Here is a 15,205-nt window from a genome sequence, read left to right on the forward strand (position 1 = left end):
GCTGCACTATTTTTTCGTGGTTCTGATGGTTTTTTCCGGTTTCGGCGTTGTTTTCGGCACTGAATCTTCGCCGGCGTCGCTTCCTGGTTTCCCGCCCGGCCAATCCTGCAATGAATCCAGAATAAACGGTTCGCCATCGAAGCTGAAGATCACCATATCCTGTTCAATCTGCTCGATAATCAGCCCTGGATACGGGGTGTCGCCTTCCCGATAACGCTCCCCGTTCAGAGTGACGCTGCGTTTGTCCGGGTCGGAGGTATAAACGTGGGCGCTGAAGGCGATAGAGGGTAATTCGCCGGGTTGCGCGGTTTGCCAATGGGCTGGCGATTTTTGTGCTTTTGCTTCTCCTGCGGTATCTGTCGGTTCAGATGAGGTGTCCTGATGGTTCACGGCTGTCTGTGCCGGAGTAGACGCAGTAGCCTCGGTCGGCTTGTCATGGGGCTGTGTTGCAAGAGCCGGTGAAGGTGCTGGCGAAGCAGCGATTGCTTCCATAGGCGTTGATGGCGAGTGGATGTCCACCCAGTGCTGATGACCAAACCACCCCAGCGTGAACAGCAGCAGCGCGTAAACCGCCAGCAAGTAACCGGGAATGCGATAGCCTGTTTGGGACGAGGTTGCCTGGGTCGATGATGTTACTTCCGGTGTATTTTTCACGTCTTACCTCAACGGTTACGCAGCCTGACGCTCTTTTTGAATCCATCTGACAGACCTTGGCAGGAATGCGGATGCCTTATTTTCCTGGGAATGAAAAGGAATAATCAACGCTTCATCCCAGTTATGTGACCTGAATGCCATTTCAACAACATTCTATTACGCAGCTCATTAATGCCGGTAAAAATTTGAGGCTAGTCGCAAAAAAAATGCAGGAATATGTTTTAATGAAACGGCGTTTTACTATCATGATGGTGTTGTTTCTTTTTTTGTACACAAAAGAATCACAGGCAGCAGATAGAGTATAGGAAACCTAAATGACGTCAGGTGATTAAATAATCCGACGTATTTGGAGATGGGCCGAATAGCAGGGAGAAAGCCAGGGGCAATAGAGCGGTTCATCAAATGCTTAGCGGAATATGTATCTTTCATGTGATCGCTTTTTTTAGATAAAAAGACGAGACGTGATTGGCAATAAAAGTCATTTCTGCAAGAAAATTGTATTTTTGTATCAGTCAGCAATCTTAGTCATGACATGAAATGAGTATGTCAATAAAATACGATTCTTTTACAAGACAGAATATTTCTACGTGTTTAAGAGATTTCGGTAATACTTGTATGACCAATGGTATCGAGTAGTAACTGACGCAGGGTAGAAAAATGGTTGCTGACTGGAGGATTGTCTTGTCATTAACCTGGGTTATATTGTTGAAGATTTTAGTGCGACCCGGCACGACGGTAAGGCGTATCACTCGCCTGGCATAACAGGAAACAGGATGCCTGTCAGCCAGCAACACGACTGTAGACAGGTGTCGCGTAAGCACGGTGTGATGGCGAAAAACGCGCAAAAAACGCACAAAGCATAAATGCCATCATGTGACCGTGTGGCCTTTCCGGCAAACAAGTTTGAACACATATCGTTACCTGTATGGGTGATGTCTGGCCCGCAGGTAGTAAAACGACAACCACGCAGAAGCGCTGTTTTTCCGAAGTCGCATCCATTTCAAATGGGTGCCATACCGTTAAACATGGCGCTGTATAGCCCTTATTCCACGTTTGCGAACGTGGCAAGGATAATCGGCGAACACATAGGGATAATGTTTGCAGATGAATATCTCGACACTGCCACCGTTATCTCCGTCTGCTATCAGACGGATTTTGTTTTATCTGTTGATGCTGCTCATTTGTCAGCAACTGGCGATGATTTTCTGGCGCATCGGTTTGCCAGAGAATACGCCGGTCGCCAGTGTGCAGATCACCCCGGCTCAAGCCCGTCAGCAGCCTGTTACTCTGAATGACTTCACGCTGTTCGGCGTTTCTCCCGAAAAAAATCGCGCGGGCGCGTTGGATGCGTCGCAAATGAGCAATCTTCCCCCTTCTACGCTGAATCTTTCGCTGACCGGTGTGATGGCGGGTGACGATGCGTCCCGATCTATCGCCATTATTAGCAAAGACAACGAGCAGTTCAGTCGCGGCATCAATGAAGAGGTCCCCGGTTATAACGCCAAAATCGTGTCAATCCAGCCGGATAAAGTGGTGTTGCAGTATCAGGGGCGTTATGAGGTGCTGGGGTTGTATGGTCAGGAAGAGACCGGTGCGGATGGTGTACCCGGCGCGCAGGTAAGTGAGCAGCTTCAACAGCGCGCTTCCACCGCCATGAGTGATTACGTGTCGTTCTCGCCGGTGATGAACAGCAACAAACTGCAAGGATACCGGTTGAATCCTGGGCCGAAAAGCGACTCGTTCTACCGTGTTGGACTTCAGGATAACGATATGGCCGTTGCCCTGAATGGCCTGGATTTACGTGACGAAGAACAGGCGAAAAAGGCCATGGAACGTATGGCCGATGTGCATAACTTTACCCTGACGATTGAGCGGGATGGGCAGCGTCAGGATATTTATATGGAATTTGGGGGAGACGAGTAACGTGCTTGGCAAAGGGATAAAAAAAAGCTTGGGGTGGCTGGGGCTAACCGTTCTCCTGCTTGGCTCGCCGTGTGGCTGGGCCGCTGAATTTTCAGCCAGTTTTAAAGGGACCGATATTCAGGAGTTCATCAATACGGTCAGTAAGAACCTGAACAAAACGGTCATTATTGACCCAACAGTGCGCGGCACGATCAGTGTGCGCAGTTATGACATGATGAACGAAGAGCAGTACTACCAGTTTTTTCTCAGTGTACTGGATGTTTATGGCTTTTCAGTCGTGCCGATGGATAACGGCGTCTTGAAAGTTATCCGCTCTAAAGATGCCAAATCGTCGTCGATTCCGCTGGCGAATAACGAACAGCCCGGGGTAGGCGATGAACTGGTCACACGTGTGGTGCCGCTCAATAATGTGGCCGCCCGCGATCTGGCACCATTACTGCGTCAACTTAACGATAACGCGGGTGCCGGTACGGTGGTGCATTATGAACCGTCCAACGTGCTGTTGATGACCGGGCGAGCGGCGGTTATCAAACGGTTGGTGGATATCGTCAATACCGTGGATAAAACTGGCGATCGTGAAATGATCACCGTGCCGTTGACCTACGCATCAGCGGACGATGTGGCCAAACTGGTGAACGATCTCAACAAAACGGATGAGAAGAATTCGTTACCCAGTACGATGCTGGCGAATGTGGTGGCGGATAGCCGTACCAACTCGGTGGTGGTCAGTGGTGAAGAAAATGCCCGTCAGCGTGCGGTAGAGATGATCCGACAGCTGGATCGCAAACAGGTGGTGCAGGGCGGCACCAAAGTTATCTACCTCAAGTACGCCAAAGCGTTGGATCTAATTGAAGTACTGGCCGGTAACGGAACCAGCGGGAGTCGCAATTCATCGTCGAACAATTCGTCTTCTTCGCGCTCAGGCAGCAGCACCAACAGCAACGGTAATCTTAGTTCGTCTAATAATTCCTCCAACTCGTCATCCTCTTCATCGTCGTCTTCATCCAGCTCCAGTATGGGGTTTGGTTCTGCGTTTGGTTCAACCAATAGCTCTGGTGGACGCACGATTATGATTCAGGGGAAAGAGGTGACGGTGCGCGCCCATGATCAGACCAACTCACTGATCATCACCGCGCCGCCCGATATCATGCGGGACCTGGAACAGGTGATTAACCAATTGGATATTCGTCGGCCTCAGGTATTGGTAGAAGCGATCATCGCTGAGATTCAGGATGCTGATGGGCTGAACCTGGGGATCCAGTGGGCCAATAATCGCGCTGGGATGACCCAATTCACCAATACCGGCATACCGATTTCAACAGCGGTGATCGGCACCGATCAGTTCCGTAAAGATGGAACACTGACTACGGCCTATGCCAGCGCACTCGGTAGCTTCAACGGTATTACCGCCGGTTTCTATCGTGGTAACTGGTCGATGCTGATGACCGCGTTGTCCAGCGACAGTAAAAACGATGTGCTGGCGACACCCAGCATTGTGACGCTGGATAACATGGAAGCGACCTTCAATGTCGGTCAGGAAGTGCCGGTATTGACCGGATCGCAAACCACGGTTGGTTCAGGAAACAACATTTTTAATACTGTGGAACGTAAGACCGTCGGTATCAAACTGCGCGTCAAACCGCAGATTAACGAAGGCGATTCGGTGTTGCTGCAAATTGAGCAGGAAGTGTCCAGCGTGGCAGACAGCAATAGCAGCGCCAACAGTTCACTGGGGGTGACCTTTAATACCCGAACGGTGAATAACGCAGTCATGGTCAGCAATGGCGAAACGGTGGTCGTAGGGGGCTTACTCGATAAAACGACCGATGAAAACAACAGCAAAGTGCCTTTGTTGGGGGATATTCCGGTGCTGGGCAATTTGTTCCGTTCGAAGAGCCAGAGCGTGAAAAAACGCAATCTGATGCTGTTTTTACGACCGACCATCATCCGCGACCCGAAACAATTCCAGGATGCGTCGATCAGTAAATACCGCAGTTTTAACAACGAACAGCAACAGCAGCGCGGTGAGGGCAGCAGTGTGCTGGATAGCAACACGGTGCGTTTACCCGGTGGCAACACCTACACCTTCCGACAGGTGCAGTCATCCATCGCCGCGTTTTATCAGCCGGAGGGGCGATGAGCGCTCAGCCCGCCCACACGTCTGACTTACGACCTGTATTGCCGTTTGCGTTTGCCCGTTCACAGCAAATTCTGTTGCTGCAAGATGAGTCGGCGACAGTTGCAGAGGCGGTTTGTGTACCCGGCACCTCGGCACTGGCGTTACTGGAGGCTCGCCGGGTCGCCGGAGTAGCGTTGGCGGTCAGTCAGGTCAGCCCGGAAGAGTTTGAGCGGCAACTGGTTATGCGTTATCAGCGCGATTCTGAAGAAGCACGACGCCTGATGGAAGACATCGGTAACGATATCGATTTCTACACGTTGGCCGAAGAGCTGCCGGACAGCGATGACTTACTCGATGCCGACGATGACGCACCGATTATTCGGTTGATCAACGCCATGCTCACGGAGGCCATCAAACACAAGGCGTCGGATATCCACATCGAGACATTTGAGCGCCACCTGCTGATCCGCTTTCGTATTGATGGTGTGTTGCGGGAGATTTTGCGCCCGCAACGCCAACTGGCGTCATTACTGGTATCACGTATCAAAGTCATGGCCAAGCTGGATATTGCCGAAAAGCGCGTCCCGCAGGATGGCCGTATGGCATTGCGCATTGGCGGCCGGGCTATCGATGTGCGTGTCTCGACCCTACCTTCTAACTATGGTGAACGCGTGGTGTTGCGTTTGCTCGATAAAAACAGCGTGCGGTTGGATCTGGAAACACTGGGGATGGCGGAACATAACCGTCGTCAGTTGGATACGCTGATCCACCGTCCGCACGGCATCATTCTGGTTACCGGCCCTACCGGCTCGGGGAAAAGTACCACCTTGTATGCCGCCTTGAGTCGACTCAACTCTGCCGAGCGCAACATCATGACGGTGGAAGACCCGATTGAATATGAGCTGGAGGGCATTGGTCAGACCCAGGTGAACCCCAAGGTTGATATGACGTTCGCCCGTGGTTTGCGCGCTATTTTGCGTCAGGACCCGGACGTGGTGTTGGTGGGGGAAATTCGTGACGGTGAAACGGCACAAATTGCGGTGCAAGCGTCGCTAACCGGGCATCTGGTGTTATCTACCCTGCATACCAATAGCGCGCTGGGGGCGTTGTCCCGCTTGCAGGATATGGGGATTGAACCGTTTCTGCTGTCAACGTCGCTACTGGGTGTGCTCGCACAGCGGCTGGTGCGCACACTCTGCCCGTCATGCCGTCAGCCCTATGCCGTTGATGATGAACAGGCAAAACAGACCGGACTGGCGGTGGGAACCACACTCTACCATCCCGGTGGTTGCGAGAAGTGTAACTACAGTGGCTATCGCGGCCGTACCGGTATCCATGAGCTGTTGCTGATTGATGATACGGTGCGCACGGCGATTCATCGCGGCGAAAGTGAGTTGGGCATTGCCCGGATGCTCGGCGATGGGCGAATCACGATTCGTCAGGATGGTATGGACAAAGTGCTGGCGGGCATCACCACCTGGGAAGAAGTGGTGCGTGTAACGAAAGAGGAATGACATGGCGCTGTTCCAGTATCAGGCATTGAATGCCCAGGGAAAGAAAAGTCAGGGCATGCAGGAGGCGGACTCTGCGCGTCATGCACGCCAACTGCTGCGTGAGAAAGGACTGGTACCGGTCAGCATTGAGGAGCAGCGCGGCGAAGCCGCTCCGCGCAGTGGTTTTTCGCTGTCGTTGCGCCGTTCCCACCGTATCAGTGCCAGCGATCTGGCCTTGCTGACCCGGCAACTGGCGACACTGGTCGCGGCGGCGTTACCGTTGGAAGAAGCACTCGACGCGGTGGCGAAACAGAGCGAAAAACCGAAGCTCAGCGCCCTGATGGCGGCGGTGCGCGCCAAAGTGGTGGAAGGACATTCACTGGCTGAAGCGATGGGGAATTTCCCCGGCAGTTTTGAACGGTTGTACTGCGCGATGGTGGCGGCGGGCGAAGCCTCGGGCCATCTGGATGCGGTGTTAAATCGGCTGGCGGATTACACCGAACAGCGTCAACAGATGCGTAGCCGTATTCAGCAGGCGATGATTTACCCTTGCGTGTTGACCCTGGTGGCGATTTCGGTGGTGTCTATCCTGCTGTCTGCCGTGGTGCCTAAAGTAGTCGAGCAGTTTATTCACATGAAACAGACGCTACCGTTGTCCACCCGGTTACTGATGAGCGTCAGCGATGCGGTGAGAACCTACGGTCCCTGGGTGGTGTTATTGCTGATACTGGCGGTCATGGGGCTGCGCGTGTTGCTGCGTAATGAGAAGTACCGTCTGGCGTTCCACCGGCGTTTACTGTTTTTGCCTGTTATTGGGCGGGTTGCTCGTGGTCTTAACACCGCCCGCTACGCACGCACATTAAGTATTTTGAATTCCAGCGCGGTGCCGCTATTGCAGGCGATGCGTATCAGCGGCGATGTACTGACCAACGATTATGCGCGCTTCCGGCTGGGGCAGGCGACTGACGCTGTACGCGAAGGGGTGAGCCTGCACAAAGCGCTGGAGCAGACATCGCTGTTCCCACCGATGATGCGCCACATGATCGCCAGCGGCGAACGCAGCGGCGAACTTGATGGCATGCTGACTCGCGCCGCGGATAACCAGGATCGTGAATTCAGCGCTCAGATGACACTGGCGCTGGGGCTGTTTGAGCCGCTACTGGTGGTGAGTATGGCTGGCATTGTGCTGTTCATCGTGCTGGCTATCCTCCAGCCGATTTTGCAGTTGAATACCCTAATGAGTATGTAGCGAAGATTGATACGTTAATGAGGTAACAAAGAGATGGAACGACGTCAGCGAGGTTTTACCCTGTTGGAAATCATGGTGGTCATCGTCATTCTTGGCGTATTGGCCAGTCTGGTTGTCCCGAACTTAATGGGCAACAAAGAAAAAGCCGACAAGCAGAAAGCCGTCAGCGACATAGTGGCGCTGGAGAGCGCACTGGACATGTACAAACTGGATAACAGCCGTTACCCGACGACCGAGCAGGGGCTGGGCGCGTTGGTGAAAAAACCGACCACGCCGCCGGAACCACGAAACTACCCGCAGGATGGATATATTCGCCGTTTACCGCAAGACCCGTGGGGTGCCGACTACCAACTGGTTAGCCCAGGCCGCCACGGCAAAATAGACGTGTTCTCCTACGGCCCGGATGGCATGCCGGATACCGATGACGACATTGGCAACTGGAATGTCGGCAATGGTGCGCACAATAACGGTAACAACGGTAGCGGGAACCCCTGATTGTGCGCCAGCGGGGATTCACGCTGCTGGAAATCATGCTGGTGGTGTTACTGGCAGGCATTGCCGCCACGCTGGTCATGATGGCGATCCCTGCGCCCAAGCAGCAGGACAGCGGCTGGCAAATAGCCCGCTTTAAAGCACAACTGCAATACGCGGTGGAGGACAGCCAGATGAATGACCATATTCTGGGGATTTATCTGCAGCCTCACCGCTGGCAATACGCGCTGTTGCAGCGTCAGGTCGTGGAGAATTCGCCAGAAGATCAACAACGTCTGCGCTATGTCTGGGTACCGTGGCAGCCGTACCGCCTGTCTTCACCCAGCGAGCTGCCGGTTAGCTTTCAAATTGAACTGTCTACGCAGGCAGGGGCGGCGGGCGACGGTGCCGGCTTTTCGCCGGGCAATGGCGACCCGCATATCCTGATTCTGCCGGGCGGCGAAGTGACGCCTTTTCGTCTGACGTTGCGTAACGGTAATGATTCTGCCTGGCTACAGGTCGATACCAACGGTCAGCTACATACGTCGTCGGAAGCGGAGCGCTAAGGGATGAAACAGCAGGGAATGACGTTGCTTGAAGTGATGGTGGCGTTGGTTATTTTCGCGCTGGCGGGGTTGACGGTGCTGAAAACAACCGCGCAGCAGGCAAATAGCCTGGGGCGTCTGGAAGAGAAGACGTTTGCGCTCTGGATTGCGGAAAACCAACAGGCGGTGATGCGGCTGGAAAAACAGTGGCCGCAAACCCAGTGGGTGACAGGTGAGGTGACTTTTGCCGGTTCACAGTGGTTTTGGCGCATTCAGGGGGTAGCCACAGCAGATCCGCAGGTACGCGCCATCGATGTTGAAGTGCGCCATGATCGTGACAGCCGCGCTGCCGATGCCGTATTGCGCAGTTATCAGGTTCAGCCGGGAGACCCTGCGCAGTGAAACGTCCAGAAAGAGTGAAACGGCCAGAAAGCGGCTTTACCTTGCTGGAAATGATGCTGGCACTGGCGATTTTCGCGGCGTTAAGTCTGGCTGCATCGCAGGTGATGAACGGCGTGATGCATAACGATGAGGCGTCAGCACGAAAAGAAGCCCGACTGGCAGAATTGCAACGGGGCTTTTCCCTGATGGAGCGAGATTTTTCACAAATCGTTCCTCGCCGTAGCCAAGGCTATGAGCTGGGGTTTTACGCTGAGCGTTATCAATTAGGCAGCGCCGATTGGGCAGTCAGCTTCATCCGCAATGGCTGGCTCAACCCGCTGGGCATCATGCCGCGATCGGAACTACAACGGGTCGGATATCGGCTGCGCGGCGATACGCTGGAGCGGTTGTTTTATGATTCTTCCGAGCCGCTGTCGACGCAGGAGCCTGCGATACGAACGGTGTTAACCGGCGTGAGCGGTTTCGTCTTGCGCTTTTTCGGTAAGGATGGCTGGCAGGATCGTTGGGATGATACGACCCATCTGCCACGAGGTATCGCCATCGTCGTGACCTTGCGGGATTATGGCGACATTACCCGCGTGTTTATGGTGACGCCGCGCTATGTGGCAACGCAAAATCAAAATAAGGCAGGGCAAAACGGCGATAGTCGCGACGACGATAAGAACGTGAGCAGTCAGGAACAACAGTCGCAGGACAATACCGATGGCGAGCAGAACCAGCAGGCCGCACCGGATGATAACAGCGGGGGAGATTCATGAGTCGTCGCCAACGTGGAGTCGCTCTGCTGATCGTGATGTTGATGCTGGCCTTGATGGTCACTATCGCCGCGTCAATTACGGAGCGCAGCGGTAAAGCCTGGCAACGTACCAGCAATTTACTCAACCGTACGCAGGCCCGCTGGTATGCCCTGGGTGCGGAGGCGCTGATTTCCAGCGTGTTACAGCGTGATGCGAAGGCGTCGCCGCAAAGTACCTTTATCGGCCAGCCCTGGTCTAAAGTGGACCATCAGATAATGTCGGATGGCAGTGAAATTCGCGCCCAGGTGCAGGATGGTCAGGCCTGTCTTAATCTGAACGCGTTGAGCCCGGCAAAGAATACAACGGCGACGGGCGCGTCCGGCAATAGTAGCGGCAACAATTCAACAGGCAGTAACACGAGTAGTAGCAATACAAGCAGTAGCAGTACAAGTAGTACCAACAGCAGTAGCGCTAACCCTGAGCAAGGGCCGTATGCCGCGCGGGTTTTTCGCCAGCTATTGATTGTGTTGGGGGAAGAGCCTAAGCAGGCGGAACATATCACCGATGCGGTACGCGATTGGATCGATGAGGATAGTGAACCGTTGATGAACGGTGCGGAAGACGACAGCTATGTCAACTTTCATCCCGGTAACCAGCGCATGGCGGATGTTTCAGAGCTGCGGGCGGTCATGGGGGTGGATGCGGGGTTATACCGTCGGTTATTGCCTTATGTCTGCGTCCTGCCGGTGGACAAGCTGGCTATCAACGTGAATACGTTGACGCCAGACAGCGCGCCGTTGCTATCGGCGTTATTCATGGGCGAAATCAATCGGGATATCGCTGAGCGCATTTTGCAGCAACGACCACCGCAGGGGTGGCGCAATCTGAATGATTTTATGGGGATGTTGACGCTGTCGGGAAATGGTAAGACTGGCGCTCGCCAGGTGCTGGTGATAAAGAGCGACTGGTTTTTTGCTGATATCCAGATACGGGTGGACGACAGTGAATTCTATCAACGCAGCCTGTTTCACCGCGGTAAACAGACTGAGGTAGTACAGCGTCAGTACGGGGGATATAGGACGGTGAACCCATGAATAAGGCCGACAATACCAGCGGCAAACAACAACTGATTTTGCGGTTACCGACAGAAGCCTCCGGCAGTCTGGAGTGGCTTATCTGGTCTGTCAGCCGTCACCAGACGCTGTCCAAAGGTACGGGCACGCTGGAGAGCCTTCAGTCAGCGTTGGCGGATTATCCGGTCATGTCGGTACGGGCACTGGTGCCGTCCACGGATGTGACGCTGCATAACCTGTCATTACCACGCCAGTCGCGTCGGCAACTGTTACAGGCGATTCCATTTATGTTGGAAGAGCAGGTAGCAAGCGATATTGACCAGTTGCATTTTGCCGTTATGGACATGCAAGGGGATACCGCAACGGTGGCGGTAGTGCAAAAGTCACGTTTGCAGGCGTGGCTGACGTTGTGCGAGGAACTGGGCGTGCCGGTAGAAACTATCATGCCGGATGTGATGGCATTGCCGCGCGCCGATAGCGCCTGGAGTGCCATTAGCCACCAGAATCTGTGGTTATTCCGCCAGGATACCGGTATTGGCATGGCCGCTGAGGAAAGCTGGTATCAATCGTTGCTGTCCAGTTTTCAGCCATTACCTGCCGTACACTGCTACAGCCCGATACCCGCGTCGGCACTCACCTGGCAACCACAACCGGTAACCGATTTACTGACACTGGCGGCACAAGCAACCTTGCCGATGAGTATGGATTTGCGGCAGGGGGAGTATGCGCCGGTGAAGCCCTGGAAACAGGCGCTGTTGCCGTGGCGCAATGTGCTGATTGCCTTGTCGGCCTGGTTGTTGCTGGTGTTGGGGGAATCGGTCTGGACCCATTATCAACTGTATCGCCAGGCGGACTATTGGCGTCAGGAAAGCGTGCGGGTATACCGCAAATTATTCCCAGATGAAAAACAGGTGGTTAACCCGCGTGCGCAGATGCAACGCCATTTGCAGGAAGTGCGCACAGGGGGCAGTGGCTTTGCCTTGACGGAACAGATGAACCGGTTGCAGCAGTTAGTGGCGCAGAATGACGGCGTGTCGTTGCAGTCGTTGTCGTACGATCGCAGCCGCGATGAACTACGGCTCAGCCTGCGTGCCACGTCCTATGCGCAGATGGAGCAGTTCCGTCAGCAGGCCCAGGCGTATTTCCAGATCCCACCGGGGGAAATGAAGCAGGAAAAAGACCATGTTGAAGGCCAGTTAACCTTGAGGAGTCAGCCATGAATGAGTTACGTCGTCGCTGGCAGATAATGAGCCAGCGCGAGCGGATGATGCTGCTGGCGTGTGGCGGTCTGGTGGTACTTTGCCTGTTGTATTATCTGATCTGGTCACCCTGGCAGGAGAGTGCGCGGCAATGGCAGATGACTATCGATCGTGAGCGCCAGACCGTGCGTTGGATGCAACAGCAAGCGCCACGGTTACCGCCGCCGGAAGGCGCACGGCGACAAATCGCCGGTCGTGACATCAGCCTGACGGTACTGGTGCCGCAAAGCGCGGCCCGTTTCGGCATTACTGTACTGCGTATGCAGCCGCAGGAGTCGCAGGTATCGGTAACGTTGGCCCGTAGCGACTTTAATAACCTGCTGCACTGGCTGGCCGAACTGGAGCAGAAAAACGGTGTGATTACCCAGGGGATGGATGTAACCGCGGTACCCAACAGTCCTGGCATCGTGGAAGTGACTCGTTTGTCGCTGGAGCGGGTACTGTAACGGATCAATCCGCGAGTCAGCCGCACTGCGCGCTGGCTCGTAAAAAACAATGTCCGGCTCCCGGCTACCTGGCCGGTGCTGAAAGTGGTGTATATACCCAAAATAATTCGAGTTGCAGGAAGGCGGCAAGTGAGTGAATCCCGATGAGCTTACTCAGGTAAGTGATTCGGGTGAACGAACGCAGCCAACACACCTGCAACTTGAAGTATGAGGGGTATAGGCCATCAGGGATCGGAATAGGAGAAAACATGGATCTGGTCGCCTTCGCCAATACTAGCCCGCGTATCTGGCTGAGTATGCTGCTCGTACTGGGGCTGGTCATCGGCAGCTTCCTCAACGTGGTTATCCACCGGTTACCTGTCATGCTGGAGCGGCGCTGGCGGCAGGAGGCGCGTTTCCACCTGGGGTTGCCCGTTGGTGCGCTGCCTTCTCGTTATGATCTGTGCTGGCCGCCGTCTTCCTGCCCACATTGCCATCAACGTTTACGCGTACGTGACAACATTCCGCTGCTGAGCTGGTTATGGCTGCGTGGGCGCGCTCATTGTTGCGGTGGCGAGGTATCCTGGCGTTATCCGCTGATTGAATTGCTGTCAGGGGGCGCTTTTTTGTTAGCGGGTTTACTCTGGCAACCGGGGCTAGCGCTACTGGGCGCATTGCTGTGTATTAGCATGTTGCTGGCGCTGGCAGTGATTGACGCGCGAACCCAATTATTACCGGACATGATGACATTGCCGCTGTTATGGTGCGGGTTGTTGTTCAATCTGGCTGATACGTTTGTACCGCTTGAGCAGGCGGTTGTCGGTGCCATGACGGGATACCTGTCGCTGTGGCTGATTTACTGGGGATTTCGCCTGCTGAGTGGACGTGAGGCGCTGGGGTATGGCGATTTTAAATTGCTGGCGGCGTTGGGGGCCTGGCTTGGCTGGCAGGCGTTACCCAATCTGGTGCTGATCGCATCGTTAACCGGACTGGTGGCGACACTGTTGTGGCGGCGTATCCGGCGTATCAGTATGCAGCAACCGCTGGCGTTCGGCCCCTGGTTGGCGGTGAGCGGGGCAATCGGTCTGGTGTTGAATGTGCTTGGTGGCTGGAGTCACTAACGAGCCGGATACCGTCTTGCGGCCGGTCTCTTTTCTCTGTAAGTCCAAAAGAAACAGGCTGGCAGAATGGCTGCCAGCCTGTCATTTATTCGTCTTTCGTGTACTGATAATAATTTTTTGTTGTCGCTTCAACAGGAGCCTTCTGTTGAAGTGGATGAGGAAAAACCGTCAGGGTTATTCCAACATCAGTAAAAAAGTGCCTACCCATAAAAATAAAATAAACGAAACGCCCATGAATAAGTACTTCACTGATTTTTCTCCAGCACTATTACGCCAGCAATGATTCCGATTGTGCGTTTAGCTTTCAGGAGCCGCCTGCATTGAGACGATTCCCCCAGTCACTGCCGCCTGGGCGGGCAGATGATGGAATCGGCGCTAATCTACGCCGGGTCAGGGGCGAAATTCAAGCGGAATGTTTAACGTCGGCTCATTGGCGTGCCCTGTGCTCCTCAATAGTGACGATGATCGTCGTATCGCCAGCCACAGGGAATGGACATTCTCTCGTCAGACGGGGTAAGCCAGCAGGTTATATGGCGGCAAGTGCCAGACATAAAAAGAAAAAATCGTTTTTTTGGTGAATCGGGCCAGCATGTAAATTGCTGCACTGAATCAGGATACAAATCAGGAATCCCGTGGTAGGCTGTAAGCCGGTACTGATATTGTTATCAGATTGTAATGGAAAGGATGTAAGGATGGCGAGGTCGTCAATGCTGTCTGTGTCATCCTGACGGACAATCAACAGGGAGACACAGAACCTGATGCAGACAACAGAAGTAGACCAGCGGCTGAGAGAGCTCGACTCGCGCTTAACGATGGTGCTGGTGCCGGGATTACGTGACAGTGACGAAGACCACTGGCAGAGCTACTGGGAACGACGGTTTCCCTTCTGGCGGCGTATACGCCAGAAAGAATGGTATCAGGCAGATCTGGATCGCTGGGTGTTGGCTATCCGCCGCGAACTGGCGACCTGTGATCGCCCCGCAGTGCTGATAGGCCACAGTTTTGGCGCGCTGGCTGCCTGCCATGTGGTCCAGCAGGGCATGGAAGGGATTGCCGGTGTGATGCTGGTGGCACCTGCAGAACCCATGCGATTTGAGATTGAAGACCGAATTCTACCCGAGCAACTGGCGGTACCCAGTCTGGCATTTGCCAGCCACAACGACCCGTTGATGACCTTTTCACGAGCCGAGTACTGGGCGAAAGTCTGGGGAAGTAGCCTGGTGGATGTGGGCGAAGGCGGGCATATCAATGCTGAAGCTGGGTTTGGTAAATGGGAATATGGGCTACAACGTCTGGCGGCGTTTGGTGAGCACCTGTCGCCTGCCGGTTGATGCGGTGAGACTCGCACACAGGCTGGTGTGCTGTGTGGCTATCCCTACCTATCTTCGTCATTGATAGGCTACCAACGCGCTGGTTTGCTTATCTGATCTATACCCAAAATAATTCGAGTTGCAGGAAGGCGGCAAGAGAGTGAATCCCGATGAGCTTACTCAGGTAAGTGATTCGGGTGAATGAACGCAGCCAACACACCTGCAACTTGAAGTATGACGGGTATATCTATTGGCCTGTCGCCCGATGGGCCAATACACCCTGTGTTAAGCCTGTGAATCCTTCGCCCACCGTCTGGCGTATTCAGCGTATATAACTTGACGCGTCGTCATTAGCACCGAATGGTATGGCGGTTGTTCCTGCAATAAGGTATATCCCTTGTCCTGAGCCGTTACCGATGTTACC

At 54.2% G+C, this 15,205-nt stretch carries 15 protein-coding genes; 13 read left to right on the forward strand and 2 right to left on the reverse strand.

All coding sequences use genetic code 11. From position 1 onward, the window contains the following. Nucleotides 1-6: 6 nt before the first annotated feature. Nucleotides 7-654 (reverse strand): type II secretion system assembly factor GspB, encoded by a 648-nt coding sequence (gspB, locus tag FGI04_RS04335; RefSeq protein ID WP_407336333.1) that lies wholly within the window; start codon nt 652-654, stop codon nt 7-9. Nucleotides 655-1,758: 1,104 nt separating this feature from the next. On the opposite strand from gspB, the gene gspC reads away from it, so the two are divergent. The 12 genes from gspC to FGI04_RS04395 all read left to right on the forward strand — a co-directional run bounded on the left by gspC (nt 1,759) and on the right by FGI04_RS04395 (nt 13,471). Further along, complete coding sequence (gene gspC, locus FGI04_RS04340; protein ID WP_407336334.1) at nt 1,759-2,577, forward strand: type II secretion system protein GspC; 819 nt, start codon at nt 1,759-1,761, stop codon at nt 2,575-2,577. Further along, nucleotides 2,531-4,717, forward strand: a complete 2,187-nt coding sequence (gene gspD / locus FGI04_RS04345; RefSeq protein ID WP_407274931.1) for a type II secretion system secretin GspD — start codon at nt 2,531-2,533, stop codon at nt 4,715-4,717. Before gspC ends, gspD begins: the two co-directional genes overlap by 47 nt. Next, entirely contained in the window at nt 4,714-6,210 is a 1,497-nt protein-coding gene (gene gspE, locus FGI04_RS04350) for a type II secretion system ATPase GspE (RefSeq protein ID WP_342700345.1), read from the forward strand. The genes gspD and gspE overlap by 4 nt, the downstream gene beginning before the upstream one ends. A 1-nt stretch (nt 6,211) precedes the next feature. Next, a complete protein-coding gene (gspF, locus tag FGI04_RS04355; protein ID WP_407336335.1) occupies nt 6,212-7,438 on the forward strand; it encodes a type II secretion system inner membrane protein GspF in 1,227 nt (408 codons plus the stop codon). Nucleotides 7,439-7,471: 33 nt separating this feature from the next. Continuing rightward, nucleotides 7,472-7,933: a type II secretion system major pseudopilin GspG gene (gspG, locus tag FGI04_RS04360; protein WP_342700347.1), complete on the forward strand. Its 462-nt coding sequence runs from the start codon at nt 7,472-7,474 to the stop codon at nt 7,931-7,933. 2 nt (nt 7,934-7,935) lie between these two features. Further along, nucleotides 7,936-8,475: a type II secretion system minor pseudopilin GspH gene (gene gspH / locus FGI04_RS04365; protein WP_407273767.1), complete on the forward strand. Its 540-nt coding sequence runs from the start codon at nt 7,936-7,938 to the stop codon at nt 8,473-8,475. 3 nt (nt 8,476-8,478) lie between these two features. Next, a complete protein-coding gene (gene gspI / locus FGI04_RS04370) occupies nt 8,479-8,856 on the forward strand; it encodes a type II secretion system minor pseudopilin GspI (protein ID WP_012885481.1) in 378 nt (125 codons plus the stop codon). After that, on the forward strand, nt 8,853-9,614 hold the full coding sequence (gspJ, locus tag FGI04_RS04375) for a type II secretion system minor pseudopilin GspJ (protein WP_407336336.1): 762 nt from the start codon (nt 8,853-8,855) through the stop codon (nt 9,612-9,614). The genes gspI and gspJ overlap by 4 nt, the downstream gene beginning before the upstream one ends. After that, complete coding sequence (gspK, locus tag FGI04_RS04380; protein ID WP_407336337.1) at nt 9,611-10,687, forward strand: type II secretion system minor pseudopilin GspK; 1,077 nt, start codon at nt 9,611-9,613, stop codon at nt 10,685-10,687. The genes gspJ and gspK overlap by 4 nt, the downstream gene beginning before the upstream one ends. Then, on the forward strand, nt 10,684-11,886 hold the full coding sequence (gene gspL / locus FGI04_RS04385) for a type II secretion system protein GspL (protein WP_407336338.1): 1,203 nt from the start codon (nt 10,684-10,686) through the stop codon (nt 11,884-11,886). Before gspK ends, gspL begins: the two co-directional genes overlap by 4 nt. Continuing rightward, entirely contained in the window at nt 11,883-12,371 is a 489-nt protein-coding gene (locus FGI04_RS04390; RefSeq protein ID WP_407336339.1) for a type II secretion system protein M, read from the forward strand. The genes gspL and FGI04_RS04390 overlap by 4 nt, the downstream gene beginning before the upstream one ends. Nucleotides 12,372-12,619: 248 nt before the next feature. Beyond that, nucleotides 12,620-13,471, forward strand: coding sequence for a prepilin peptidase (locus FGI04_RS04395; RefSeq protein WP_407336340.1), 852 nt, complete (start codon nt 12,620-12,622; stop codon nt 13,469-13,471). A gap of 174 nt (nt 13,472-13,645) precedes the next feature. Here FGI04_RS04395 and ypdK read toward each other — a convergent pair whose 3' ends face one another. Continuing rightward, entirely contained in the window at nt 13,646-13,720 is a 75-nt protein-coding gene (ypdK, locus tag FGI04_RS04400; protein ID WP_099327210.1) for a membrane protein YpdK, read from the reverse strand. 509 nt (nt 13,721-14,229) lie between these two features. Between ypdK and FGI04_RS04405 the strand changes: the two genes are divergently transcribed. Beyond that, the gene (locus FGI04_RS04405; protein ID WP_012885474.1) at nt 14,230-14,802 is read left to right on the forward strand and encodes an RBBP9/YdeN family alpha/beta hydrolase; all 573 of its coding nucleotides are present in this window, start codon (nt 14,230-14,232) and stop codon (nt 14,800-14,802) included. Nucleotides 14,803-15,205 lie beyond the last annotated feature (403 nt).

This window comes from Dickeya ananatis (assembly GCF_019464615.1).
Lineage (GTDB): Bacteria > Pseudomonadota > Gammaproteobacteria > Enterobacterales > Enterobacteriaceae > Dickeya > Dickeya oryzae.